General features: G+C 72.5%; 23 protein-coding genes. 15 read left to right on the top strand and 8 right to left on the bottom strand.

Translation table 11 applies throughout. The features are described from left to right. Positions 1–7 precede the first annotated feature (7 nt). Complete coding sequence (locus tag PCA76_RS29515; protein ID WP_272613675.1) at positions 8–274, bottom strand: GntR family transcriptional regulator; 267 nt, start codon at positions 272–274, stop codon at positions 8–10. Positions 275–535: 261 nt separating this feature from the next. Between PCA76_RS29515 and PCA76_RS29510 the strand changes: the two genes are divergently transcribed. The 8 genes from PCA76_RS29510 to PCA76_RS29475 all read left to right on the top strand — a co-directional run bounded on the left by PCA76_RS29510 (position 536) and on the right by PCA76_RS29475 (position 9,286). Continuing rightward, on the top strand, positions 536–775 hold the full coding sequence (locus tag PCA76_RS29510; RefSeq protein ID WP_272613674.1) for a hypothetical protein: 240 nt from the start codon (positions 536–538) through the stop codon (positions 773–775). 226 nt (positions 776–1,001) lie between these two features. Continuing rightward, positions 1,002–2,201, top strand: coding sequence for a substrate-binding domain-containing protein (locus PCA76_RS29505; protein WP_272613673.1), 1,200 nt, complete (start codon positions 1,002–1,004; stop codon positions 2,199–2,201). A 3-nt stretch (positions 2,202–2,204) separates the two neighbouring features. Next, positions 2,205–2,948 (top strand): ABC transporter ATP-binding protein, encoded by a 744-nt coding sequence (locus tag PCA76_RS29500; RefSeq protein ID WP_272613672.1) that lies wholly within the window; start codon positions 2,205–2,207, stop codon positions 2,946–2,948. A gap of 56 nt (positions 2,949–3,004) precedes the next feature. Next, positions 3,005–3,784 carry an ABC transporter ATP-binding protein gene (locus tag PCA76_RS29495; protein WP_272613671.1) on the top strand — a complete coding sequence of 260 codons (780 nt, stop codon included), beginning with the start codon at positions 3,005–3,007 and terminating at the stop codon, positions 3,782–3,784. Further along, positions 3,784–4,674, top strand: a complete 891-nt coding sequence (locus tag PCA76_RS29490) for a branched-chain amino acid ABC transporter permease (protein WP_272613670.1) — start codon at positions 3,784–3,786, stop codon at positions 4,672–4,674. The genes PCA76_RS29495 and PCA76_RS29490 overlap by 1 nt, the downstream gene beginning before the upstream one ends. Then, positions 4,671–5,783: a branched-chain amino acid ABC transporter permease gene (locus tag PCA76_RS29485; RefSeq protein WP_272613669.1), complete on the top strand. Its 1,113-nt coding sequence runs from the start codon at positions 4,671–4,673 to the stop codon at positions 5,781–5,783. The genes PCA76_RS29490 and PCA76_RS29485 overlap by 4 nt, the downstream gene beginning before the upstream one ends. 116 nt (positions 5,784–5,899) lie before the next feature. After that, a complete protein-coding gene (locus PCA76_RS29480; RefSeq protein ID WP_272613668.1) occupies positions 5,900–8,032 on the top strand; it encodes a RecQ family ATP-dependent DNA helicase in 2,133 nt (710 codons plus the stop codon). A 306-nt stretch (positions 8,033–8,338) separates the two neighbouring features. Further along, a complete protein-coding gene (locus PCA76_RS29475; RefSeq protein ID WP_442930172.1) occupies positions 8,339–9,286 on the top strand; it encodes a hypothetical protein in 948 nt (315 codons plus the stop codon). Between the two features lie 133 nt (positions 9,287–9,419). On the opposite strand, the gene PCA76_RS29470 is transcribed toward PCA76_RS29475, so the two are convergent. From PCA76_RS29470 to PCA76_RS29460, 3 genes are all read right to left on the bottom strand, one after another. Next, positions 9,420–9,836 (bottom strand): helix-turn-helix domain-containing protein, encoded by a 417-nt coding sequence (locus PCA76_RS29470; protein ID WP_091402568.1) that lies wholly within the window; start codon positions 9,834–9,836, stop codon positions 9,420–9,422. Positions 9,837–10,043: 207 nt separating this feature from the next. Continuing rightward, the gene (locus PCA76_RS29465) at positions 10,044–11,204 is read right to left on the bottom strand and encodes a class I SAM-dependent methyltransferase (RefSeq protein WP_272613666.1); all 1,161 of its coding nucleotides are present in this window, start codon (positions 11,202–11,204) and stop codon (positions 10,044–10,046) included. Between the two features lie 86 nt (positions 11,205–11,290). Further along, positions 11,291–13,006 carry a DEAD/DEAH box helicase gene (locus PCA76_RS29460; protein ID WP_272613665.1) on the bottom strand — a complete coding sequence of 572 codons (1,716 nt, stop codon included), beginning with the start codon at positions 13,004–13,006 and terminating at the stop codon, positions 11,291–11,293. A gap of 317 nt (positions 13,007–13,323) precedes the next feature. On the opposite strand from PCA76_RS29460, the gene PCA76_RS29455 reads away from it, so the two are divergent. Next, entirely contained in the window at positions 13,324–13,974 is a 651-nt protein-coding gene (locus tag PCA76_RS29455) for a ferritin-like fold-containing protein (protein WP_272613664.1), read from the top strand. 62 nt (positions 13,975–14,036) lie between these two features. Here the strand turns inward: PCA76_RS29455 and PCA76_RS29450 are convergent, their stop codons facing one another. Beyond that, entirely contained in the window at positions 14,037–14,264 is a 228-nt protein-coding gene (locus tag PCA76_RS29450) for a DUF3107 domain-containing protein (protein ID WP_272613663.1), read from the bottom strand. Positions 14,265–14,328: 64 nt separating this feature from the next. Next, on the bottom strand, positions 14,329–14,967 hold the full coding sequence (locus PCA76_RS29445) for a TetR/AcrR family transcriptional regulator (RefSeq protein ID WP_030489514.1): 639 nt from the start codon (positions 14,965–14,967) through the stop codon (positions 14,329–14,331). Between the two features lie 1,917 nt (positions 14,968–16,884). Here PCA76_RS29445 and PCA76_RS29440 point away from each other — a divergent pair. The 6 genes from PCA76_RS29440 to PCA76_RS29415 all read left to right on the top strand — a co-directional run bounded on the left by PCA76_RS29440 (position 16,885) and on the right by PCA76_RS29415 (position 23,652). After that, complete coding sequence (locus tag PCA76_RS29440) at positions 16,885–18,537, top strand: hypothetical protein (protein WP_442930171.1); 1,653 nt, start codon at positions 16,885–16,887, stop codon at positions 18,535–18,537. Between the two features lie 23 nt (positions 18,538–18,560). After that, positions 18,561–19,535: an alpha/beta fold hydrolase gene (locus PCA76_RS29435; RefSeq protein ID WP_272613662.1), complete on the top strand. Its 975-nt coding sequence runs from the start codon at positions 18,561–18,563 to the stop codon at positions 19,533–19,535. A gap of 5 nt (positions 19,536–19,540) precedes the next feature. After that, positions 19,541–20,398, top strand: coding sequence for a DUF3152 domain-containing protein (locus tag PCA76_RS29430; protein WP_272613661.1), 858 nt, complete (start codon positions 19,541–19,543; stop codon positions 20,396–20,398). A gap of 102 nt (positions 20,399–20,500) precedes the next feature. Then, positions 20,501–21,328 carry a DUF3152 domain-containing protein gene (locus PCA76_RS29425; protein WP_272613660.1) on the top strand — a complete coding sequence of 276 codons (828 nt, stop codon included), beginning with the start codon at positions 20,501–20,503 and terminating at the stop codon, positions 21,326–21,328. Between the two features lie 123 nt (positions 21,329–21,451). Continuing rightward, entirely contained in the window at positions 21,452–22,633 is a 1,182-nt protein-coding gene (gene moeZ / locus PCA76_RS29420) for an adenylyltransferase/sulfurtransferase MoeZ (RefSeq protein ID WP_272613659.1), read from the top strand. A 146-nt stretch (positions 22,634–22,779) separates the two neighbouring features. Next, complete coding sequence (locus tag PCA76_RS29415; RefSeq protein ID WP_272613658.1) at positions 22,780–23,652, top strand: prenyltransferase/squalene oxidase repeat-containing protein; 873 nt, start codon at positions 22,780–22,782, stop codon at positions 23,650–23,652. A gap of 6 nt (positions 23,653–23,658) precedes the next feature. Here the strand turns inward: PCA76_RS29415 and PCA76_RS29410 are convergent, their stop codons facing one another. Next, positions 23,659–24,900 carry a glutamate-5-semialdehyde dehydrogenase gene (locus tag PCA76_RS29410; protein ID WP_272613657.1) on the bottom strand — a complete coding sequence of 414 codons (1,242 nt, stop codon included), beginning with the start codon at positions 24,898–24,900 and terminating at the stop codon, positions 23,659–23,661. Between the two features lie 90 nt (positions 24,901–24,990). Further along, positions 24,991–26,148, bottom strand: coding sequence for a glutamate 5-kinase (proB, locus tag PCA76_RS29405; protein ID WP_272613656.1), 1,158 nt, complete (start codon positions 26,146–26,148; stop codon positions 24,991–24,993). Positions 26,149–26,156: the final 8 nt, after the last annotated feature.

Below are 26,156 nucleotides of genomic sequence, written 5' to 3'. Positions count from 1 at the left end.
GGACGGGTCAATCCCGTGGGTGCTCGGTTACGTAGGTGCCGCGGCCGGGTTGACCGGTGATCAGCTCGCGGTCGTGCAGCAGTGAGAGCGCTCGCGAGGCGGTGTTCATGTGCACGGCATAGCTCTCGGCGAGTTCCCGGGTCGAGGGCAGCTTGTCGCCCGGCTTCAGCTCGCCGCTCTTGATCTTCGCGGCGATCTCGTTGGCGATGCGACGATATGGGGCTTCTGCTGTGGGCATGCTGAGGACTCCGGTCGGTTCGGCGTCTCCGATCATGCCGGCCTACACCAGTTACTGCAACAAGCTGTGGTGTCGCTGCTTCACAGGGTCGACCTACACAAGCAATTGGGGTAGGTTGCTGATGTTCGGCTCCGGTTGGTTCGGCAAACCCTCGGGGTGCGGGCGTGAGGTGGGCTCCGCGTACGTACCGCCGCCGACGAAGGCTGCGGGCGTGGGGCCGGGCGGTCCGGTGGGCGTCCCCTACCCGCACACCGGGCCGTCTTCCAGGCCGGCGAGTCTAGGGCGGTGATCGTGCGCATGACGAGGGAACGGTTTGTGGTGCATCTGCCGGTGGTCGCGGCGGACCTGTCGGCCGCGCTGCGGTTCGCTCGGACGATCACGCGGGCGCTGGGTTTCCTCGCCGACGTGGACCGGGCCGAGACGACGGTTTCCGAGGAGGACGCTCAGTGCGTACGTCATCGGGTCTTCTGCGACAGCCTGCTCGACGGTCGCCGGCGTTGCCCGCGCGCGGCAGCCCACGACGGTCCCTGCGGCTGACCAAACGGGGCGGATGGCGCGGGACGACACACGCCCCGGGTGGTCCGTGGCGGTTCGGGCCATCGAGAGCGCGGGTGCCCGGGTGGTAGCGCGGCCTGTTGTAACCCCCGGCCACCTCAATCCTGTTACTTGTGTGTTTCCGCCACATAGCTCGTGGGTGACGTCACTTCTAGCGTGAGCCGACACGAAGAAGTTCTCTCCCTCCGAGTCCTCATGTGGAGTCGCAATGACGGTCCGGACGACGCGGCGGGTGTTCCTCTCCGCCGCCACGATGATGGCCGCGGCGCTTGCCGCCACGGCCTGTGGCAGCCCGCAGGACACCGCCACCGGCGGCGGCGACAGCGCCGCGCCGGTCAAGGTCGGCCTGGTGTACTCCCAGTCGGGAGCCCTGGCCAGTTATGGAAAGCAGTACATCGAGGGTTTCAAGGCGGGGCTCGACTTCGCCACCAAGGGCACCGGCAAGGTCGGTGACCGGAAGATCGAGCTGACCGAGGTCGACGACGCGGGCGACCCGGCCAAGGCGGTCTCCGCGGCGAAGGACCTGATCGGCAAGGGCACGAAGATCATTGCCGGCTCCACCGCCTCCGGCGTGGCGCTCCAGGTCGCGCCGATCGCGGCGCAGAACAAGGTCCTGTTCATCTCCGGCCCGGCTGCCACCGACGCGGTGACCGGCGCGAACAAGTACACGTTCCGCTCGGGCCGGCAGTCCTACCAGGACGTGGTGACCGCCAAGTCGTTCATCGGCGACCCGGCCGGTAAGAAGGTCGTGGTCTTCGCTCAGGACGGCGCGTTCGGCGACGCCAACGAGGCGGCCGTCAAGACCGTCATCGGTGGCGCGGGCGCCACCGTGAGCAGCGTCCGGGCCCCGGCCAGCGCCAGCGAGTTCACCCCGTTCGCGAGCCAGATCAAGGCGGCCAAGCCGGACCTGCTCTTCGTGGCCTGGGCCGGCACCACCGCCCCCGCCATGTGGCAGACCCTCGACCAGCAGGGCGTGCTCTCGTCCACCACGGTCGTCACCGGCCTGGACATTCGCGCCTCGTGGCCGACCTTCGGTGCTGCCGGCGCGAAGATCTCCTTCCTGTCGCACTACTTCGACGGTGCCAGTGACACCGAGGCCAGCAAGGCGCTGAAGGCCAAGGTCTCCACCATCGACCTGTTCCACCCGGACGGCTTCGCCGCCGCCCAGATGGTGGTCCGTGCGGCGCAGGAGGGCGGGGACGACGTCGACAAGATGGTCACCGCACTGGAGGGCTGGAGCTTCGACGGGGTCAAGGGCAAGATGACCATCCGGGCTGCCGACCACGCGCTGCTCCAGCCGATGTTCCAGGCCAAGCTGACCGGCAGCGGCACCGCGTTCACGGCGACCGCCCAGAAGAGCCTCACCGGTGACGAGACCGCGCCACCGGCCGTGGCCATGAAGGGCTGACCCATGCTCGCCACCCGCGGTCTGACCTGGCGGATCGGTGAGGTCGCCATCGTCGACAGCGTCTACCTCGATCTCGCGCCGGGGGAGTTCCTGGGCGTGATCGGGCCGAACGGCGCCGGCAAGACCTCACTGTTCAACCTGATCACTGGCCTGCGCCGGGCCACGGAGGGCCGGGTCACCCTGGATGGGCAGGACATCGGGGAACTCCCGCCGCATCGGCGGGCGCGCCTCGGGTTGGGCCGTACCTTCCAGGCGTCCTCGGTCTTCGGCTCGCTCAGCGTGCGGGAGAACGTCCGGCTCGCCGTGCAGGCGCACCGCGGGGGCTCGATGGCACTGTGGCGGCGGGCGGCGGCCGACCGGGAGGTCGCCGCCGCCGCCGACACGGCGCTCGACCGGGTCGGCCTCGCCCACCGGGGTACGGCGTTGGCCGGCACCCTGGCCCACGGCGAGAAGCGCAAATTGGAGATCGCTCTGCTGCTCGCCGGTGAACCGCGGGTGATGCTGCTGGACGAGCCGATGGCCGGGGTCAGCGCCGAGGACGTGCCCGAACTGGTGGCCGTCATCAAGTCGTTGACCGGGGACAGCGGCCGGGCGGTGCTGATGGTCGAGCACCACATGGACGTCATCCTCGAACTGGCCGACCGCATCGCCGTCATGCACCACGGCGCGCTGCTGGCCTGCGACACCCCGGAGACGGTGATGGCCAACCCGACCGTGCAAGAGGCCTACCTCGGAGAGGCGCTGTGAGCGCGAGGAGTGAGCCGGGTTTGCGAGCCCCGCAGTCGCGAACGGAGGCAGCCCTGATGGAACCGATCCTCACCGTGGAGGAGTTGTCGGTCCGGATCTCCGGGCTGCACATCCTCCAGGGGGTGTCCTTCACGGTCGCCCCGACCGGCGTGACCGTCCTGCTCGGCCGCAACGGCGTCGGCAAGACCACCACGTTGCGCGCGATCGTCGGCCTCACCCCGCCCGCCGGGGAGGTCCGCGGCACCATCCGGATGGGCGCGCAGAGTCTGCTGGCCCGGCCCACGCACCGGCTGGTCCGCGGCGGGCTCGGCTACGTGCCCGAGGACCGCTGCGTGTTCGCCGGCCTCACCGTCGCCGAGAACCTGCGGCTCGCCGAGCGGCGCGGCACCAGCCCGGCGTACGACAAGGTCTTCGCGCTCTTCCCGGAGCTGGACCGGCGCGGACGGCAACGGGCCGGTTCGCTCTCCGGCGGGCAGCAGCAGATGCTCGCGATCGGCCGGGTGTTGCTCAACGACAACCGGCTGCTGCTGGTCGACGAGCCGACCAAGGGATTGGCGCCGAAGGTGGTGACCGAGGTGGCCGAGGTGCTGGAACGGGTCGCGGAGTCGGTGCCGGTGCTGCTCGTCGAGCAGAACCTGGCAGTGGTACGCCGGCTGGCCCGTGACGCGGTCGTGCTGGCCGCCGGCAAGGTGGCCTGGACCGGCGATGCCCGTGAGCTGCTGCTGGAAACCGCGCTGACCAAGTCGCTGCTCGGCGTCGGCTCGGCGGAGGCGCACGCGCCGAGCGCCAGGAGTGAGCCGGCGAGCCCCGCAGTCGCGAAGAAGGGCCAGCACTGATGGGCACCGTGATCCTGTTGACGTTGACCGGGCTCGGCCTGGCGGCGCTGTACTTCCTGGTCGCCTCCGGCCTGTCCCTGGTCTTCGGCCTGGCCGACGTGCTCAACTTCGCGCACGGGCTGTTCCTCGGCGTGGGCGCGTACGGGACCTGGTGGGCGGCGGAAAACCTGCCGGGTGCCGGCGGTGACGGGTTCGGTTTCGTGATCGCGGTCGCCTTCGGGGTGGCTGCCGGCACGCTGGTGGCGATCCTGGTCGAGCTGGTGCTGATCCGCCCGCTCTACTCCCGCACCATCGAACAGGTGCTGGTCACCGTCGGTCTGTCCCTGGCCGGGGTGGCGCTCCTACAGGCCACCTGGGGTGCGGACGCCCGGCCGTTCCCGCGTCCGGACTGGACCCGGCAGGTGACCGGGATCCTCGGCGCGCAGGTGCCCAACGGGGGCCTGCTGCTGATCCTCGCGGCGGTGCTGGTGCTCGGCGCGATCCTGGCGTTCCTGCGCTGGACCCGGTACGGCCTGGTGATCCGGGCCGGGGTGGAGAACCGGGAGATGGTGACGGCGCTCGGCATCGACGTGCGCAAGGCGTTCACGCTGGTCTTCGCGATCGGTGGGGCGGCTGCCGCGCTCGCCGGTGCGCTCGGTGGGGTCTACTTCGGCACGGTCTCGCCCGGGCAGGGCGGCTCGCTGCTGATCTTCGCGTTCATCGTGGTGGTGATCGGCGGGATGGGCTCGGTGGTCGGCTCCGCGTACGCGGCGGTCGTGGTCGGGCTGGTGCAACAGTTCGTCAACTACTACGGCACGTCCGGGCTCGGCGACATCTGCGTGGTCGGGCTGCTGGCCGTGGTGCTGCTGCTGCGCCCGCAGGGCATCGCCGGAAAGGTGGCAACGGCATGACGAACTCCGTGGTCGACGCGCCTCCCGCGCAGGTACCCGCCGAGTTGACCCCGCAGCGGGGGCGGTGGCACCAAGTCCGCCCGTTCCTGCCGCTTGTCGCGCTGGCCGTCCTCGTGATCCTGCCGTACTCGACGATCTCCCTGCCGGGGATCTTCGAGGGGCCGGTCAACTCACCCGGCACCCTGCAACTGCTCGCCATCTGCCTGATCTTCGGCGGGCTGGCCGCCGGGTACGACCTGCTCTTCGGTCGGACCGGGATGCTCTCCTTCGGGCACGCGCTCTATTTCGCCGCCGGCGTGTACGGCACCGACATCCTGGTCACCCGGGCTGGCCTGCCGCTGTGGCAGGCGGCGCTGCTGACCATCACCGGCGGCACGATCCTCGCCGCGCTGCTCGGCGCGGTGGCGCTACGGACCGTGGGCATCGCGTTCGCCATGGTCACGTTGGCGTTCGCCCAGGTCGGGGCGATCCTGGTCGCGCGGGACTTCGGTGGGCTCACCGGCGGCGAGGAGGGCCTGCCACTGGACGTGTCCGGGCTGCCCGCCGGGCTGGTGGGGGTGACGAACACGGTCAACCTGTACTGGCTGGCGCTGGCGTACCTGACGCTTGTGGTCTTCGTGGTGCACCGGGTGAGCGGTTCGCCGACCGGGCGGGTGCTCGCCGGGCTGCGCGACGACGAGCGGCGGATCGGCGTGCTCGGGTTGGACCCGTACCGCTACAAGTTGGTCGCGTTCACCCTGGCCGGCGGGCTGGCGTCGGCGGGCGGGGTGGTCTACGTCCTGATCGTCGGCGGCGCGTCGCCGCACATCACGTCCTCCGAGCTGACCCTGTCGCTGCTGGTCATGGTGGTGCTCGGCGGGCCGGGCACCCGGTGGGGGCCGGTGCTCGGCGGCGTCCTCTACATGTACCTGGACCACCGGCTCACCGCCTTCGGCGCGAGCGACGCGGTCGACAACCTGCCGGCCGTCCTCAGCCGCCCGCTGAGCCAGCCCCTGTTCGTCCTGGGCACGGTGTTCATCCTGGCCGTCTACTTCTTCCCAGGAGGCCTGACCAGCCTGGCCCCCCGCCTGTCCCACCTAACCCGATCCCTCCGAACCCCCCGCACCTGACGCCTCCTGTTGTCTTCCCCTGTTGATCAAGAGGTTTCGGTCAGGATCTGCCCGGATCATGACGCAAACCTCTTGATCAACAGGGGAACGACGTACGGCGCTGGTAGAAATGCCGGGTGGAGACAGCAGAGCGGGCGGCGGTACGGGAGCGGGCCGAGGCGGTGCTGCGCCGGCTGGCCGGTGACCACGCCCGGCTGCGCGAGGATCAGTGGCGGGCAATCGAGGCGCTTGTCGTCGACCGGCGGCGGGTGCTCTGCGTACAGCGGACCGGTTGGGGCAAGTCGGCCGTGTACTTCGTCGCCACCGCCCTGCTCCGAGACCGCGAGCAGGGCCACCAGGCCGGCCCGACCGTCATCGTGTCGCCGCTGCTGGCGCTGATGCGCAACCAGGTCGAGGCGGCCGCCCGGGCCGGCATCCGAGCCCGCACGATCAACTCGGCGAACCTCGACGAGTGGGACGAGATCACCGCCGAGATCCAGACCGGAGCGGTGGACGTGCTCCTGATCAGCCCGGAGCGGCTCAACAACCCGGACTTCCGCGACGGTGTGCTGCCGAAACTGGCCGCGACCACCGGGCTGCTGGTGGTCGACGAGGCGCACTGCGTCTCCGACTGGGGGCACGACTTCCGGCCGGACTACCGGCGGCTGCGGACGTTCCTCGCCGAGTTGCCCGACCGCACCCCCGTGCTGGCCACCACCGCCACCGCCAACGCCCGGGTCACCCAGGACGTGGCGGAACAGTTGGGCGACGCCCTCATCCTGCGCGGCACCCTGGACCGCGAGTCGCTGCGTCTCGGGGTGCTCGACCTGCCCAGCCCGGCGCACCGGCTGGCCTGGCTCGCCGACCACCTGGACCAACTGCCCGGCTCGGGCATCGTCTACACGCTGACCGTGGCGGCAGCGGGGGAGGCGGCCGAGTTCCTGCGCTCCCGGGGTTACCCGGTGGCCTCGTACACCGGGCAGTCCGACGACGCCGACCGGCGCGCGGCCGAGCAGGACCTCCTCGACAACAAGATCAAGGCGTTGGTCGCCACCAGCGCGCTCGGCATGGGCTTCGACAAACCCGACCTGGGCTTCGTCGTCCACCTCGGCGCGCCGCCCTCGCCGATCGCGTACTACCAGCAGGTCGGCCGCGCCGGCCGCGCCGTCGAGCACGCGGAGGTGCTGCTGCTGCCCGGCGTCGAGGACGCCGCGATCTGGCGCTACTTCGCCTCGCTGGCGTTCCCACCGGAGCAGCAGGTCCGGGCCGTACTGGCCGCCCTGCACACCGACCGCCCGCTCTCCACCCAGGCCCTCGAACCACTTGTCGACCTGCGCCGGGCCCGGTTGGAGCTGATGCTCAAGGTGCTCGACGTGGACGGCGCGGTCCGCCGGGTGCGCGGTGGTTGGCTCGCCACCGGCGAGCACTGGGTCTACGACGAGACCCGCTTGCGCCGCGTCGCCGAGGCACGCACCGTCGAGCAACAGGCCATGCGGGAGTACGCGACCACGTCCGACTGCCGGATGCGGTATCTACGGGAGTGTCTGGACGACACCGGGGCGGCCGACTGCGGCCGGTGCGACAGGTGCGCCGACCCACTCTTCGCCGCCGACGTGTCGACGGCCGCGCTCACCGCCGCGCAGACCTTCCTGGGTCGACCCGGCGTGGAGATCGCGCCGAAGAAGCTCTGGCCGACCGGGCTCGACGCGGTGGGCGTACCCCTCAAGGGCCGGATCGCCCCCGCGGAGCAGGCGCTGCCGGGCCGTGCCGTCGGGCGCCTCTCCGACCTGGGTTGGGGTGGCCGGCTGCGCGACCTCGTCGGCCCGGAAGCGCCGGACGCACCGGTGCCCGACGACGTCGCCGGCGCGGTGGTGGAGGTGCTCAAGGCGTGGGCGCACGGCGACGCCCCGTGGCCCCGCCGGCCGGTGGGGGTGGTCGCGGTCGGTTCCCGGCGACGGCCCCGGCTGGTCGGCTCGCTCGCCGAGCGGATCGCCGCAGTGGGCCGGCTGCCGCTGCTCGGTGAGGTCACCCCGGCCGGTCCGGGCGGCCCAGCCGGGCCGCGTGGCAACAGCGCCCAGCGGGTACGCGCGCTGCACGACACCTTCACCGTGCCGGCCGACCTGGCCGACGCCCTGGCTGGCCTGGACGGCCCGGTGCTGCTCGTCGACGACCTGATCGACTCGGGCTGGACGATGACGCTGGTGGCCCGGGCACTGCGCCGGGCCGGCGCGGCCGACGTGCTCCCGCTCGCCCTCGCCGTGGCCGGCTGACCCACTCCCGTTCGCGGTGGTCGGACCGGTAGGTCGGTTGGTCTGGCGTTCGCGGTGGTCGGGGCGGTTCGCCGGTTGGTCTGCTGCCGTTCGCGGCGGTTGGTCGCGCGCTCGTCTTTACGGTGCTGTCTGCGTCCGGTCGGGCGGAAAGTTCCCGGGCGCCGCTGAATGCGACGGGCGCCACGCCGTCCGGGCGTCGGCCTAAAGTGGCACGACGCGGCGGTACCGTGGGCGGCATGACCGACCAGCCGCCTGTCACCCGCGCCGACGCCGTCATGGGCACGACCGCCGTCGACGAGGCCGGCTATGCGCTGGGCGCCGGCGGTGCCTGACCAGATCTCCGCCGCGCCGGACCGGAGCACGCTCCGGCTGGCGCTGGTGGTCGGCGGGCTGGTGCTGGCGGTGCTGCTGGGCTTCGGCCTCGGCCGGCTGAACGCCGACGGTGCCGCCACCACCGGCAGCCCGTCGTTGGCGGCCGAGCACACCGACCCACCGGGCATCGGGCCGCACAACCACGGCACCGCCACGGGCGCCGATCAGGGCGCAGCCACCGAGCCGGGCGGTCTGGCGGTCAGCTCAGCCGGGTTCACCCTGGCCCCCCTGGCCACCGAGTTCGTGGCCAATCATCCCGGTCAGCTCCGCTTCCAGGTGCGCGACGTGCAGCGTCGGCCGGTCACCCGCTTCGCCGTCGTGCACGACAAGCCGATGCACCTCATCGTCGTCCGCCGGGACCTGAGCGGCTACCAGCACCTGCATCCCACCATGGCGGCGGACGGCACCTGGTCGGTGCCGTTGACCCTCGCGGAGCCCGGCGTCTGGCGCGCGTACGCCGACTTCACCGTCGTCGCCGACAACGGCGCGCAGACCGCGGTGACCCTCGGCACGGACCTGGTCGCGCCGGGCGGCTATCAGCCCCGTTCGCTGCCGGGTCCGGCCACCTCGACGACCGTGGACGGGTTCACCGTCGGCTACCAGGGCACTCCGCAGGCCGGGGCGACCGTGCCGCTGACCTTCCGGGTCGACGGCGTTGGCGGCGCCGCCCCGCTGGAGCGTTACCTCGGGGCGTACGGGCACCTGGTGGCGTTGCGCGAGGGCGACCTCGGCTACCTGCACGTGCACCCGGAGCCGGAACTGGTGGACGGTCAGGTCAAGTTCTGGCTGACCACCCCCGGCCCAGGCCGCTACCGCCTCTACCTCGACTTCCAGGTAGGAGCCGCCGTCCACACCGCCGAATTCACCCTCACCGTCCCCTGACCAACCTCCCCCTAGCCCAGCGGCCCGCCCAGGCGTAAGACTGCGTTGATCATGAAGTTATTGCCTCTGCCAGCGGCGTGTCGAGGCAATAACTTCATGATCAACGCGCGGGGGTGGGGGTGGGGGTGGGGGGTTAGCCGGCGCGGCGGATGGGGCGGCGGGCCAGGTAGCGGAGCAGGTCGCGGATGTGGTGCTTCTCCTCGGCGGGGACCGTGGGATCGGCCAGCCGGTCCAGGATGGCCCGGACGTCCGCCTCGACCGGGCCGTCGTCGTGGCGCCGACGGGGCGCGGGGCCAGCGTCGGGCAGCCCGAGCGCCCGGAACGCGGCGGCCACCGGCAGATCCAGTGCCGCGCAGAAGCCCCGAACCTTGGCCAACTCGGGATAATCCTGCCAGTCCCCGGCCAGCCAGCGGAACACGGTGGAACGACCCACGCCCGTGTGCGAGGCAAGATCGGTCACGGTCCAACCACGTTCGTCGCGAGCGTCATCGATGGCGCGCCGGACGAAGCGGGCGAAGGCCATCTGCGGTGATACGTCGGCGGATCCCATCCCTGTGTGTCTTTCCCCCTTGCCGGAGCACCGGGACGATGCGCCTTCCGAGGGTAGTACGCCCAGGCCCGGAAACAATTGACTGACCGCACAAACTGTCCCGTTGACGAGACTTTTTCTCCGGCAGTACGCGTACCGACCGACAAGGCATCGAGCGATCACCATCGTTCTTCCACTAAGCTCGGTGCCCGTCCCGACTGCTGGTCGCTAGGAGGCGGATTCCTCGGCGGCGGCCAGCAGGGTCTCCAGCCGGGGCGTGACCCGCCACTGGTCCACCAACTCGCGGTACTCCGCGCGCTGCGGTTCGGTCGCCCCGGTGCCGGTACGGCGGGCACGGATCAGCAGGTTACGCGGCGTGTGCTGGGAGTCCACGAACTCCACCACCTCGGTCCGGTACCCGTGCACCCGCAGCAACCCGGCGCGCAGCGCGTCGGTGAGCACGTCGGCAAAACGCTCGCGGAGGATGCCCTGCCGGGTCAGCAACTCGTACGGGGCTGGGGCGGGGTGGGCGCGGAGCTGCTTCGCCAGATCATGGTGGCAGCACGGGGCGGCCAGCACCCAGCGGGCTTCCCAGCGCACCGCGCGGGCCAGGGCCTCGTCGGTGGCCGTGTCGCAGGCGTGCAGCGCCAGCACCAGGTCGGGGGCGGGTTCGACGACAGCGTCGGCGATCGTGCCGGCCACGAAGCTGATCCGGTCGGCCCAGCCCAGTCGTTGCGCCAGTTCACTGTTGCGCCGCCGCTGGTCCTCCCGGACGTCCACCCCGACCAGGTGGACGTCGAGCTCTCGACTCGTCAGATAGCGGTACGCCGCGAACGTCAGGTAGGCGTTGCCGCAGCCCAGATCCACCACCCGCAGCGGACCGGTCAGCTCGTCGGGCAGGGTCGCGGCCAGGGCACGCAGGAACGCGTCCACCTGGCGGCGTTTGGCCGCCGAGCCGCCGATCTCCGCGAAGATCGGGTCGCCGGGGTCGAGCAGATACTCCTTGGTCCGGTCATTCCCACCGGGCGTCACCGCCGGACGGGCCGTGGCGGCCCGGTGCACCTGCGCCTCGCCGGACTTGGTCACCCGCAGTTGCAGCGTCGCGGCGGACGTCTCCACGTGCCAGTTGCCGAACGGCTCGGCCAGCAGCTCGTCGACCGCCGCAGCGGCCTCGGGACCGGAGGCGATGTTGCGGGTGTACGGGCGAGCGCCATCGGACGTGGTGATCTGCATTCGGGGTCCGGCCTTGAGCGTCACCGGCCGCAGTTCGGCCCTAGCGACGGTGGGGCGGCGACCGCGGCGACGTCCGGCGGCGACCGCCCGGGTCAGCGCGGGGTCGAGCAGCAACGCCCGGATCTCGGTCAGTGCGGCGTCCAGTGGTTCCGGCATCGTTCCATCTTCGGCAGGTGGGGTGGGAAGGGAACATCCCCCGTACCGCGCGAGGCGGTGCGGGGGATGTCAGGTGTAGCTGGTGATCAGTCCGCGGTCGCCTCGGCCGGCGTACCCGCGTCGGAACCGCCACCACGGCGGCGCCGGCGGCGGCGCGGCTTGGACGGCTCGCCGTCGGACGCGGCAGCCGGCTCGGTGGGGCCGGTGTCGGCGGAGATCACGGCGGTCGGTTCGCCCGCGACCGCCTCGCCGGCCCGGCGGCGACGCCGGCGGCGCGGAGTGCGGGTGCCTTCCTCGGCGGTGTCGGCGGCCTCGGCGATCGCGGGTGCCTCGGCGACGGCCGGCGTGCCGGCGTCGGAGCGGTCGCGGCGGCCGTCGCCCCGACCACGGCGCTCGCCCCGGCCTTCACCTCGACCCTCACCGCGGCTTTCACCGCGTCGCGGACCGCCCCGACCACCGCTGTCGCCCCGGCGGGAACGCGTCGTGCCACCCAGGTCCTCTTCGACCTCGGCGGACAACCCGGCCCGGGTGCGCTCGGCGGTGGGCAGCGTGCCGCTGATGTCGGTGGGGATGTGCAGGTCGGTGTAGAGGTGCGGCGACGTGTGGTACGTCTCCGGCGGCTCCGGCATCTCCAGACCGAGGGTCTTGTCGATGATCCGCCAGCGCGGCATGTCGTCCCAGTCGACGAAGGTCACGGCGACACCCGTCGCTCCGGCCCGGCCGGTACGACCGATTCGGTGGGTGTAGGTGTCCTGGTCTTCCGGGCAGTCGTAGTTGATCACGTGGGTGACGCCGGTGACGTCCAGCCCTCGGGCCGCCACGTCGGTGGCGACCAGGATGTCGATCTTGCCGGCCCGGAAGGCCCGCAGCGCCCGCTCGCGGGCGCCCTGGCCGAGGTCACCGTGCACCGCGGCGACCGCGAACCCGCGGAAGTCGAGGTCCTCGGCGACCCGGTCGGCGGCCCGCTTGGTGCGGGTGAAGATCATGGTCAACCCACGCCCCTCCGCCTGGAGGATGCGCGCCACCACCTCGACCTTGTTCATCGAGTGGGTGCGGTAGACCAACTGCTGGGTCTGCGGCGACGGGCCGGTCTCGGCGGTGTGCCCGGCGTGGATCGTCATCGGCTGGCGCAGGAAACGCCGGGACAGGGTGACGATCGGGTCCGGCATGGTGGCCGAGAAGAGCATCGTCTGCCGGTCCTCCGGAAGCATCGCCAGGATCTTCTCGACGTCGTCGAGGAAGCCTAGGTCGAGCATCCGGTCGGCCTCGTCGAGGACGAGTGCGTGCACCCGGTCCAGTCGGAGGTGCTTCTGCTTCTGCAGGTCCATGAGCCGGCCGGGGGTGCCGACGAGGATCTCGACGCCCTTGCGCAGCGCGTCGATCTGCGGCTCGTACGCCACGCCGCCGTAGATCGGCAGCACCCGGACGCCGCGCGTCCGGCCGGCGGCGGCCAGGTCCTTGGCGACCTGGATGCCCAGCTCGCGGGTGGGAACGACGACCAGCGCCTGGGGGACGCCGTCGCTGCCCTCGCCCGGCGCGAAGACCCGATCCAACAGGGGTACGCCGAAGCCGAGGGTCTTGCCGGTGCCGGTGGGCGCCTGACCGATCAGGTCGACGCCGCGCAGCGCGATCGGGATCGCATATTCCTGGATGGCGAAGGCGCGGGTGATGCCGGCCGCGGCCAGCGCCTCGACGGTCTCGGCACGGGCGCCGAGTGCGGCAAACGTGGGGGCCTCCGGTCGAACCGGGGCAGTGGGGGCCAGTTCCTGGCCGTCCATCAGATCTTGAGTCAGCTCGCTCATGTGGATGTGGGGGTGCCCTCTCGTGGGTGCGCCCGTCATGTCCTCAGGGCGCGTTCGGTATGACGCGGGCCACACGGTCGGCGGCAGACTGCCGAGCCGGACCGGGCCGCACGCGCGCCGCGGGCTGAGCTTCGATCAGATCGGCGCCCACGGCAACTGCTCCATGCTACCTGAACAGGCATGGGTCCGTCCCGATTCCCCGCCGGCCAGGCACCACGCGGGGGCAGCGATTGTGATATGGACCACATGATTGCCGGAGTTGACGATGTACCCCGCGCGGGGTACCCGTGCACGACCGCGCGCGGTAGCCTGCGCTCGTGTCCGCGCCGACCACCCCCGGTTCCGCTGTCGCCGACCTGCTGGGTCTGGTCGCCTTCGGCGAACTGCTCGCCTTCGAACGGATGGCCGGCGACGCCCGGCTCGCCCCCGACCTGCGCCGCCGCGCAGCCCTGAGCGAGATGGCCGCGGCCGAGATCGCCAACTACCGGCGCCTCGCCGACCGGCTCACCGCGCTGGGCGTGCCGCCTGAGGACGCGATGGCGCCCTATCTTGAGCCACTGCAGGCCTACCACGACTCGACCGAGCCCCGGGACTGGGCGGAAGTGGTCACGAAGGCGTACGTCGGCGACGCGATCACCGACGACTTCATCCGGGAGATCGCCGATGCGCTGGACGAGCCGGACCGGGCGCTGGTGCTGGATGTCCTGCACGACTCGCGGTATGCGGACTTCGCCGCGGCGGAGATCCGGGTGGCCGTTGCCGACGACCCCCGGGTGGCTGGCCGGCTCTCCATGTGGGCGCGGCGGCTGGTCGGCGAGGCGTTGTCCCAGGCCGGCCGCGTTGCCGCCGAGCGGGCCACACTCACTGCGCTGATCGCACGGGACGACCGGGTCGACGTGCCGGGGCTGTTCGGGAGGCTCACCTCCGCGCACACCGCGCGGATGACCTCGGCCGGACTGAACAACTGACCGCCCGGCGCCGGCCTGCGGCAGGTGGGCCGAACACCGACCTGCCGCGACGGCCGGACCAGTCAGCGGACGGTGAAACCGACCGCGCGGGACGACGCCTCGGCGATCTCGACGTACGCGACCTTCTCGATCGGAACGATGATCCGCCGGCCCTTCTCGTCGGTCAGGGAGAGCGTGCCGCCGTCACCGGCGAAGGCGTCGGTGACGATCTGCTCGATCTCGGCCGGCGACTGCGCGCTGTCCACTACCAGCTCGCGCGGCGCGTACTGCACGCCGATCTTGACCTCCACTGTGCCTCCTCAACTGGGGCGAAAGAACCGCCCTGCGAAGGCTATCCGATCACGGGGTCGGCGGTCAGGCTGACTCACCTTGCAGCGGGAAGCTCGCGATGCCCCGCCACGACAGCGCGGCCACCAACGCCTCGGCCTCGGCCTTCGGCACCTGCCGGCCACCTGCCAGCCAGAACTGCGCGGCCGTCTCCGCTGCGCCGACCAGCCCCGAGGCGAGCAACTCGGCGTGCGCCCGGCTCACCCCGGTGTCCGAGATGATGGTGTCGGTGATCGCCGCGATGCAGCCCTGCTCGACCCGCTCCACCCGCTGCCGCACCGCCGGGTCGTTACGCAGGTCCGACTCGAAGACGAGGCGGAACGCCTCGCTCTCGTGGTCGACGAAGTCGAAGTACGCGCGCACCGATGCGCTGACCCGCTCCTTGTTGTCGCTGGTGCCGCGCATCGCGTCCTGTACCTGAGCGACGATGGCGTCACAGTGCGTATCGAGCAGCGCCAGGTAGAGATCCATCTTTCCGGGAAAGTGTTGATAGAGCACCGGCTTCGAGACTCCGGCCCGCTCGGCGATGTCGTCCATCGCGGCGGCGTGGTAGCCCTGCGCGACGAACACCTCCTGCGCCGCAGCGAGAAGCTGCTTACGACGCGCGGAGCGGGGCAGGCGGGTGGGCCGGCCAGCGGTCTGGGCACCGTTCCCCGCAGCGGTCATGGGATCCTCCGAGTTCTCCGTACGAGCCGGCATTTTCCCCCCAGACCGGGCTACGCCCGTGACCCCCGTGGTGGAAATGGCCCGCCGCTGTAACCTATCGCCACTCTCGGCACACGGTAGCCTCAGCGGGGGCGACCAAGGAGCGCGCGGTGACTGAAACAGGGCAACCCGGAGCCGCCACCCCGGGAGAGCACGGTGACGGAGCGGGTCAGCACGACGACCCGAGCCGTTCCGTCAGCGGGTGGGCGCCCCCGACGGGTGGGTGGCCCCGAGCCGCCGACAGCGAGGACGCCCGGGACCAGGCGCCGCGCTGGCAGCCCGACCCCGCGTCCGGTTGGCGCACCTCTTCCACCCGCCACGGCGACCTGCCGTCGCCTCTGGTCGGGCTGCCGGGCGAGTTCGAGCCGCCGGCCCGCGCCAACGGCCACCACGCCAACGGCGTGCACCACCCGGACGCCGCCGACGACGGCCGTCATCCCGGTCTCGAATCGACCGCAGGACGCCCGACACCGGTGAGCGCACCGCCGGGGCTACCCGCCGAAGCTCGACCCGAGGCGGCCAGCGACCGGCTGGCGGTGCCCGCCCAACGTCCCGCACCGCCGCCGATGGAGCAGGGGAGCGGCTCGCCCGACGTGGGCCCCGCCCAGCGCTCCACCGTCGATCCGGCCGCCGCGCACCGCGCCCGCTGGGCCGAACCTGGGTTGCCCACCTCGGCGCCGCCGGCCGTCCAGGTGCCGCCCGTCGGCACCGCCGCGTCGGGCTTCGAGGTGCCGCCCGGCTTCCGCGCACCGTCCGGCGAGCGGATGGCCGCCGACGGACCTCCAGCTGCGCCACGCGCCTGGCGGGACCCGCTCTCACCGGAGCACGCGGCAGCCCCGGGGCCGGCTGGGAACGCCGAAGCGACCGAGCCGGGTCGCGGCGCCGAAAGTTCCCGGCCGGGAGATACACAGCGGGCCGAGGACGCGCGCCGGGGCGAGGATGTGCACCGTTCCGGTGACGCGCACCGTGCCGGGGAATCGCCGGCCATCGAGCCGGACTGGACGGGGCCGAGCTGGAACCGCCCGAGCTGGGGTGGCGGGTGGGCACCGCCCTGGTCCCGCCAGGACGACGAGCCGGCCGGCCCGGCGGCCCGGGACGAGTCCGCGCCGGGCTGGGTCGCCGAGCCCCACCAGCCTTACGAGCCGGTGCGCGCCGAGTCGCCTCGCCCGTACGAACCGGTCCGCGCCGATCCGCCGCGCGGGTACGACCCAGTCCGAGGCGGGTCCGAGGCTGCGCCGGGGCCGCGGCCGCACCGACAAGCGCGCCGCCGGCCGACCGCCCGTCCTGGGCCGCACCGCCCACCGACCCCCCGCTCCCCACCGACCGTCCGCTCCCCGCCGCCGACGCGGACCCGTTTCCGACCAGTGGGCCACCGGTGTCGTCGTCAGGCATGGCACCACCGGTGGTCGAGCGCCCCGCCTGGGCCGGCGGCCCGACCCCGACCAGCGGCCCACCGGCCGTCCGGCCTTCATGGGCTGGGCCCGCGGCGACAGATGCACCCCGGACCGACCGCCCGTCCTGGGCGGGCGGGGCCGACCCCGAGCCCACCAGCGCGCCGCCAGTGCGGCCGTCCTGGGCGGGGGTTCCGATCCTGCGCCGACCAGTTCCCCGCCGGTGCGGCCGTCCTGGGCCGGCGGGTCCGAACCGACGCCGCCCAACGTCCCGCCGGTACGGCCGTCCTGGGCTGGAGGTTCCGATCCGGCGCCGACCAGCTCCCCGCCGCTGCGCGCCTCCTGGCCTGCCAGCCCGGCATCGGCCGACGCGCCGTCTCCGGCACCGGCCGGGCCACCTCCCACGCTGGCCGGGCCACCTCCGGCAGCGGCCGGGCCGCCCCCTACGCTGACCGACGCGCCACCAGCTCCGGCGGGCCCGCCCCTCGTGGCGGAGCGCCCCTCCTGGGTCGGCGGATCGCCGACCACTCCGGCGAGCGCCTCCCGGGCCGAGCGGCCGGACTGGTCCGAGGGCCGCATCTCCGACGCACCTGTCGAACGCCCCTCCTGGGCGGCAAGCCAGTCAGCCAGCACTCCCCGTGGGGGCGACGCGGGCGAGAAGCCCGGCCTGCCACGGCCCGAGAGTCGGCCGACTGGACCGTTCCGGCTCCGGCCGTCACCACCCGAGTCGTCCGGTCCGGCTGCCGTCGAGCTGCCCCGTGCCACCGCGCCGACGAACGACCCGTCATCCGCCGACACCACGCCGTCCTCCACCGGAGCCGTCCCGCCTCCCTCCACCAACGGGTCCGGGGGCCGTGAACGGCCCGTCAACGCGTCCGTCTCCCCCTACGCGGCTCGCCGATCCGCCCCCGACCCGACGTCGCCGGCTGTCCCGGGCGACGACGGCCAGCAGTCGGACCGGAGAGCGGTGGTGCTGCCGCAGCGCGTCCCCGCGGAACCGGACGTGCCCGTCGTGCCGGAGCCGCCAGCCGTGGAGCCACCCGCCGAAACCCCGGAACTCGCCCGTATCGCCACCCACCTCCGCCGTGACGACGAGCCAGCCCCGCTGCGGGAGCGCCCCGAGGGGTTCGACGTCAACGCCATCCTGGACGCCGTTCGGGAGGTGGCGGGTGTCCGCGACGCGGCGCTGCGTCGTACCCCGGCGGGGGCGCACAGTCTGCGACTGGACCTGGCCGACGGCGCTGACCCGGCCGAGGTGAGCCGACAGGTGGCCCGGCTGCTCCAGGATCGGATGGGGCTGGCCGCCGCCCCGCAGAACGTGCCCGGCCTGCCCACCACACCGCCCCCGCCGGTGCGCCGCCGCCTCGCCGAGTCCCGAGCCGCCGAGCGACGTACCCCGGAGCCTCCAGGCGTAGCTTCGCGTGATGCCGGTGTGGACCCGCGTACCGGTGAGATCCGGGCGGCGGAGTCGACGGCGGCCGGTCGTTCGCCGGGCGGTCGGGTCGAGGCCGCGCCGGCAGTCCCGGAGCAGTGGACCAGCACGGACACCTCGCGCCGCCGTCGGTCGAACGCCCCGCACCGGGGTCGCGCCACGGTCGAGGAGCCGGGATCGGTCTCGGCCGCGCCGGCTGGTGCCGCAACCGGCAGTCCGGCGACGGTCGGCGCGTCGTACTCCGGTGGTCAGGTGACCACGACGGAGTCGGCGCCGTCCCGGCCGCTGGACACCGGCGGCACGCCGGGGCCCCGCGTAGTGATCGACCACGTGCAGGTGAGCACCTTCGGCCTGGACGCCAACGTGGAGGTCCGGCTGCTGGCCGGGGGCGACAGCGCTTCCGGGTACGCCACCGGGCCGGCGGTGGACGGCTACGTGCTGCGGCTCTGCGCGGTGGCGGCGGCCGCCGCCGTGGACGAGTTGCTGCGTAGCGTGGAGAACGCCGAGCGGGGGCGCTGCTTCGTCGAGCACGCGGCGGTGGTGCCGTTCGGCAACTGCGAGGTGGCCACCGTCGTGGTGTTGCTCGTCTGTGAGGGCTGGGTCGAGCAGCTCGCCGGCTCTGCTCTGGTCGCCGGTGATCCGCGGCAGGCGGTGGTCCGGGCGACGCTGGCGGCGGTCAACCGTCGGCTGGAGGCGCTGCTGTCCTGAGTGGTTCGAGGCAGACTGGGACGATGAAGAGCGCCACTCTCTGGCCGGACCATCTGCTCCCCGATGACCGTGTCCCGCCGCCGTGGCCTGGCCGGGAGGTTCGCCTCGACGGCTTGGTCACGTACGTGCGGGACACCCCGGCCACCGCTGTTGGCGCGGAGCCGGCGCTGTACGTGCACGGGCTGGGCGGGTCGTCGCAGAACTGGACCGACCTGGCCGGGCTGCTCGCCGATCGGCTGGACGGTCAGGCCATCGACCTGCCCGGCTTCGGCCGCAGCGAGCCGGGCCGTCGCTACACGATTCCGGCCTTCGCGGATCTTGTCGTCCGCTGGATCGAGCATTCCGGTCGGGGGCCCGTGCACCTGTTCGGCAACTCGCTGGGCGGTGCCGTCGCCGTCCAGGTCGCCGGGCTCCGGCCTGACCTGGTCCGCACCCTCACCCTGATCTCCCCGGCGCTGCCGTTCCTGGATTTCCGTCGCTCGTTGCAGGGGCGGATGCTGCCGGTGCTCGCCATTCCGCGGGGTGAACGGTTGGTCGCCCGGCATCTCACCCAGCTCGCTCCTGAGGTGATGGCCCAGCAGGTGTTGGAGGCCTGCGTCGCCGACCTCAGCCGGATCTGCGACCAGCGCCGGGCGGAGGCGCTGGAGGAGATCCGGGTGCGCTACGAGGCGGAGCACTACGCCGCCGCGTACGTCCGGACGTTTCGCGGTCTGGTCGCCAGCTTCCTGCGGGCGTACCTGCCGGGGCCGGGTTCGCTGTGGCGCCTCGCCAAGGCGGTGCGCGCACCGACCCTGGTGGTGGGTGGCCGACAGGATCGGCTGATCGACGTGCGGGTTGCGCCGCAGACCGCCCGGGTCATCCCGGACAGCCGGCTGATGATGCTCGACGGCGTCGGTCATGTGGCGCAGTTGGAAGTTCCCCGTCTGGTTGCCCGGGCGGTGGTCGGCCTGCTCGCCGAAACGGGGGACACCGTCGGGCGGTCTGATCTGGCAGGCTGAGCGGGATGCCCAGCTCAGCCCGCCTATCTGTGCGCCGTTGGCGCCGTTTCGCGCTGCTCGCCCAACTGGTGGCAGTGGTGCTTGCCGTCGGCGCGGCGGTGAGCGTGACCGCCGAGGGGCCGGGTGGGCGTCCCGGTGCCAACCAGTTGGCCGCCGAGGAGATCGCCCCGCTGCCGCCGCCGCTGGTGGCCGCGCCGCTGCCGCCGTCGGCCGGCCCGTCGCCCTCCGACTCGGTCCCGTCCAGCCCGCCCCCGGTGCTGCGGGTGCCCGGCGCGGTCCCGAGCTCCGGCACGGGACGGTTCGACCACGACGCCCGCTCCGGCCCGGTGCTGGGTCGCGCGGGTGAGCTGCGGCGTTACCGGGTCGCGGTGGAGTCGGGCAGCAACGAGGACGCCGCCGAGTTCGCGCTGGCGGTCCAGGCGGCGCTCGCCGGTCCGGGAAGCTGGGTCGACAGCGGCAGACTACGACTGCAGCAGGTGCCGGGGGACGCGCCTCGCGACTTCACGGTCTTCCTCGCCACCGCCCGTACGGCGGGTCGGATGTGCGCTCAGGGTGGGGTGGACATCCGGGTCGGGGGTCGGCCGTACACCTCCTGCCGCGCCCCCGGTCAGGTGATCATCAACCTGGATCGGTGGCGGTTGTCCGTGCCGCACTTCGTCTCGGCCGGCGTGCCGCTGGCGGTCTACCGGACGTACGTGGTCAATCACGAGGTGGGTCACCAACTCGGGCACCGGCACGAGCGTTGCCCCGGTGCGGGTCGGCCCGCGCCGGTGATGATGCAGCAGACACTCTTCCTCAACGGGTGCCGGGTCAACCCGTGGCCGTACGTCGACGGGCGCCGCTACGGCGGTCCTGCCCTCTGAACGACCGGCCGACACGCCGACCGTCCACCCCTCCAACAGGCGTCTTGCGGCAATAGCGGCAAAAACAGAGATATGCCCGAATAATCTGGCAGGCTCGACGTTATGACGCCGTCGTCCCCTTACGGCCCGACCGAGCCGCCCGACCAGTCCGGGCGGTCGGCGTACGAGGGTGGGCGTCCCACGCTCGTGCGGATGCGTCGGCGACGTCGCCGTAGCCTGCTGCTCGGCCTGCTCGTGCTCGCCGCCGCCATCGGTGTGACGGTGAGCAGGGGCGACGAGCCATCAGCCGAGACTCCTGCCAGCACCCAGGGCGGGATGGGCCTCGGAGGTGGGGCGCCCGCCCACCCGACGCCCACCAGTTACCCGTCCGTCGGAGCGGGACGGTTCACCGCGGCCGACGGCGACACACCCGTGCACGGTGCGAACGGGCCGCTGCGCCGTTACCGGATCGCGGTCGAACGTGGCACCGGCCAGGACGCCGACGCGTTCGCCGCCAGGGTGGACGAGGTGCTGGCCGACCCGCGTAGTTGGATCGCCTCCGATGAGCTGCGGGTGCAACGGGTGGCCGACGCCGGGGCCGCCGACTTCACCATCTACCTGGCCACCCCGGTCACGTCCGAGCGAATGTGCGCCGAGGGTGGGCTGACCACCGAGCGCTACACCTCCTGCCGCCTGCCGGGCCAGGTCATCATCAACCTGGCCCGCTGGATGGAGGCGGTCCCCGACTACGGCGCCTCGCTGGACACCTACCGCACCTATGTGATCAACCACGAGGTGGGCCACGAGTTCGGCGAGGAACACGAGGCATGCCCCGGCCCGGGGGAGCCCGCCCCGGTGATGCAGCAGCAGACGTACGGCCTGGACGACTGCGTCGCCAACGCCTGGCCCTACCTCGACGGACGTCGCTACGCGGGTGACATGGTTCCCTGATCGGCGGGGTCGTCGGTTATTCCCGCTCCCGCATTGCGGGCCACGTGTCATCCCTCATGGCCGAGTGGGGCTCCCGCGAGCGACAATGGCGCGGTTCACACCGCCGATCCCGGGGAGTCCACCGTGTCGTTGCCCCCGCTCGTCGAACCCGCCGCCGAGCTGACCGTTGACGAGATCCGCCGCTACTCGCGCCACCTGATCATCCCGGATGTCGGGGTGACCGGGCAGAAGCGGCTGAAGAACGCCCGGGTGCTCTGTGTCGGCGCCGGCGGCCTCGGGTCGCCCGCCCTGCTGTATCTCGCCGCGGCCGGGGTCGGCACACTCGGCATCATCGACTTCGACACCGTCGACGAGTCCAACCTCCAGCGCCAGGTCATCCACGGTGTGTCCGACATCGGCCGGTCCAAGGCCGAGTCCGCCGCAGCGTCGATCCGCGAGATCAACCCGCTGGTCAACGTGGAGATCCACAACACCGCGCTGGACCGGGAGAACGTCCGCGAGATCTTCGCCCAGTACGACCTGATCGTCGACGGCACCGACAACTTCGCCACCCGCTACATGGTCAACGACGCGGCGGTGCTGCTCGGCAAGCCGTACGTCTGGGGCTCGATCTACCGCTTCGACGGCCAGGCATCGGTGTTCTGGGCCGAGCACGGCCCCTGCTACCGCTGCCTCTACCCGGAGCCGCCGCCGCCCGGCATGGTTCCGTCCTGCGCCGAGGGTGGCGTGCTCGGTGTGCTGTGCGCGTCGATCGGCTCGATCCAGGTGAACGAGGCGATCAAGCTGCTCACCGGCATCGGTGAGCCGCTGGTCGGCCGCCTGATGGTCTACGACGCCCTGGAGATGGAATACCGCAAGATCAAGGTCCGCAAGGACCCGAACTGCGCGCTCTGCGGCGAGAACCCGACGGTCACCGACCTGCTCGAAGACTACGAGGACTTCTGCGGCGCGGTCTCCGAGGAGGCCCAGGAGGCGACGCTCGACTCGACCATCACCGCACTGGAACTCAAGGACTGGCAGGACGCCGGCAAGGACATCTTCCTGGTCGACGTACGGGAGCCGGCCGAGTACGAGATCGTCCGCATCCCCGGCTCCACCCTGATCCCCAAGGGCGACATCATCTCCGGTGAGGCCCTCGCGAAGCTGCCGCAGGACCGGCAGATCGTGCTGCACTGCAAGTCCGGCGTCCGCTCGGCGGAAGCGCTCGCCGCGCTCAAGGCGGCCGGATTCAAGGACGCCGTGCACGTGCAGGGCGGCGTGCTCTCCTGGATCAAGCAGATCGACCCGTCGCTGCCCGCGTACTGACCGGCCGAGCCGGGGCGGCGCCCACCGTCGCCCCGGCAAATCGATGCAGGCGACGCCGAGCAGCCCTCCCGCCGGAGCGACGCAGCCATCCCGGGCTGGCCGATTCCCCGAGGCGGCGTCGCGTCTGCGCAGGTAGCGTCTTCGCCGTGGTCGACTTGGAAGCCGCGATCGGGTTCGTCGTGGCGCATGGGGACGCGGTAGAACGCGCCCGACTCTCGTGGCTCCGCAACGGCACTGCCGTGCCCGCCGAGCTACTGGAGACGGCCGAGGTCGGCCAGTCACCCGACGGCGGTTGGCCGGCCACCTGGGGCGGCGACATCGCCTCGGTCGACGCCACCTGCTTCCGGCTCGCCGAGTTGGACGACCTGGGCGCGCTCGGCCGTCCCGCCGCTCGGCGCGCACTCGACTGGCTGGCGTCCCGGCAGCACGCCGACGGCGGCTGGGACGAGGACGCGTCGCTGGCCGACTCGGCTCCGGAGTGGGCCCGGCCGGGCGATCCGGAGGCCGGGTTCCTCCTGTCGGCCAACGCCGGTTTCTGGCTCACCGTTGCCGGCCTGGATGCCCGCGCCTCAGGCCCGCTGGACCACCGCGTCGGTGGGGCGTACGCCGGGGTGGTGCAGGCGGCGGCCCACTCGCTCGCCGCGCGGCTGCGCCCAGACGGCAGTTGGCCGTCGTTCCTCGCCGCCGGCTGGCTGAGCGCTGCGGTGCTGCACCGGCAGGAGATGTTCCAGGAGTCGGCGCGAATCCAGGTGGTGCTCGCCGAACGGATGCCGAAGATGTCCCCGGGGGACGTGGCGTGGCTGGCGGCCACGCTGCGCCGCGCCGGCATCGACCCGCAGGACTGGATCATGGTCCGGGCGCTGCGCCGGCTGACCGAGACCCAGCGCAGCGACGGCGGCTGGGAGAGCGACGACGGCCACCAGTTCGACGTGCACACCACCCTGTCCGCGATCCGGGCCGCCCGGCCCACGCCGCCTGGCCGAGCAAGCCGCGCTCAGCCTGCCCTGGCACCCGGCTGAGTGGCCCTAGCGCAGGTGCCCGTCCCCAGTGACGACGTACTTGGTGCTGGTCAGCTCGGGCAGGCCCATCGGGCCGCGGGCGTGCAGTTTCTGCGTGGAGATGCCGATCTCCGCGCCGAACCCGAACTCGCCTCCGTCGGTGAACCGGGTCGAGGCGTTCACCATCACCGCCGCGGCGTCCACCCGGGCGACGAAGTCGCGGGCCGCGCTCGCCGAGTCGGTGAGGATCGCCTCGGTGTGCCCGGTGCCGAAGCGGCGGATGTGCGCGACCGCCGCGTCCAGCGACTCGACCACCGCGACCGAGATGTCGGCCGACAGGTATTCGGTGGCGAAGTCCTCCTCGGTGGCCGGGACCACGGCGGCGGAGTATGCGGCCACCTCGGGGGAGCCGTGCACGGTCACCCCCGCCTCGGCGAAGGCAGCCAGCGCCGACGGCAGGAACGCGTCGGCGATGCCCGCGTGCACGAGCAGCGACTCGGCGGTGTTGCAGGTCGACAGGCGTTGCGTCTTGGCGTTCAGCGTCACCGCGACGGCCTTCGCCACGTCGGCGGCGGCATCGACGTAGACGTGGCAGTTGCCCACCCCGGTCTCGATCACCGGCACGGTCGACTCCTCGACAACGGTGCGGATCAGCGACGCGCCACCGCGCGGAATGAGCACGTCGACGAGCCCTCGGGCACGCATCAGTTCCTTGACCGAGTCGCGGGAGCTGGCATCGAGCAGTTGCACCGCGTCGGCCGGCAGCCCGGCGTCGGCGACCGCGTCACGCAGCACCGCGACGAGCGCGGCGTTCGAGTGTGCGGCCGAGGACGACCCGCGCAGCAGCGCCGCGTTCCCGGACTTGAGGCAGATCCCGGCGGCGTCCACCGTCACGTTCGGCCGCGCCTCGTAGATGATGCCGACCACCCCGAACGGCACCCGGATCTGGCGCAGCTCCAGCCCGTTGGGCAGGGTGGAACCGCGGACCACCTCGCCGACCGGGTCGGGCAGCGTGGCCATCTGGCGCAGCGCGTCGGCGATGCCGGCCACGCGGCCCGCGTCGAGGGCGAGCCGGTCCAGCACGGCCGCGCTCAGCCCGGCCTCCCGGCCGGCTGCCAGGTCCGTCTCGTTCGCGGCCAGGATCTCCGGGGTACGCGCCACCAGCGCGTCGGCCATCGCCACCAGCGCGGCGTCCTTGACCGTACGCGTGGCGACAGCCAGCGTCTCCGCCGCCACCCGGGCCCGCCGGGCCTGCTCGCTGACGCTCATGCCGACACTCCGCTGCGCTCCGTGCCGCCCTGAGGCACCGCCGCCCTGAGCCGATGATTCGCTCGCTGACGCTCACTCAATGTTGACTCCTTAGAGCAGCACCAGGTCGTCGCGGTGGACGACCTCTCGTTCGTACGCCGGGCCGAGTGCCGCGGCGAGTTCGGACGTGGAGCGGCCGAGCAGCCCGGGCAACTCCACCGCGTCGTAGTTGACCAGCCCTCGGGCGACCGACGCGCCGGCGGTGTCCACCAGGTCGACGGGGTCGCCCGCGGTGAACGAGCCGTCCACGGCGGTGATGCCCGCCGGCAGCAGCGACTTGCGCCGCCCGACGACGGCGGCCACCGCGCCCGGGTCGAGGTGCAGCCGCCCCCGGGGTGAGGTGGCGTGGGCCAGCCAGAACAGTCGGGCCGTCGGGCGTTGCCGCTGCGGGTGGAACAGCGTGCCGACCGGTTCGCCGGCCAATGCGGGCGCGGCCAGGTCGGCGGCGGTGAGCACCACCGGAATGCCGAAGCCGGTGGCGATCCGGGCGGCCTCGACCTTGGTCACCATGCCGCCGGTGCCGACGCCGGACCGACCGGTCCCGCCGATGGTGATTCCGGAGAGGTCCGCGTCGTCGCGGACCTCCGCGATCCGGGTCGAGTGCGGATTGGTGGGGTCGCCGGTCCAGAGTGCGTCCACGTCGGAGAGGAGCACCAGCAGGTCGGCGTGCACCAGCGCGGCCACCAGAGCGGCCAGCCGATCGTTGTCGCCGAACCGGATCTCCTGGGTGGCCACCGTGTCGTTCTCGTTGACGATCGGCACCGCCCGCAGGTCGAGCAGCTTGCGCAGCGTCCGGTACGCGTTGCGGTAGTGCGCCCGCCGGGTCACGTCATCGACGGTGAGCAGCACCTGCCCGACGGTCCGGCCGTGCCGGGCGAAGCTGGCCGCGTACCGGCCGATGAGCAGGCCCTGCCCGACGCTGGCGGCGGCCTGCTGGGTGGCCAGGTCGCGCGGGCGTCGGGGAAGCCCGAGCGGGGCGAGGCCGGCGGCGATCGCCCCGGAGGACACCAGCACCACCTCGCGTCCCTCCGCGGTGAGCCGTCCGAGGGTGTCGACCAGCGTGTCGACGCGCTCGTCGGCCAGCCCGCCGGTGGCGGTGGTCAACGAGGAGGATCCGATCTTGACGACGACCCGCCGGGCCGTCGTGACTGCTTCGCGCACCCGACCATTCTGCGTGGTCACGGCCGCACCGCCCGGACGCGTTCCCATATGGTGGC

This window comes from Micromonospora sp. LH3U1 (assembly GCF_028475105.1).
Lineage (GTDB): Bacteria > Actinomycetota > Actinomycetes > Mycobacteriales > Micromonosporaceae > Micromonospora.
This window is presented reverse-complemented; position numbering and strand designations above follow the sequence as displayed.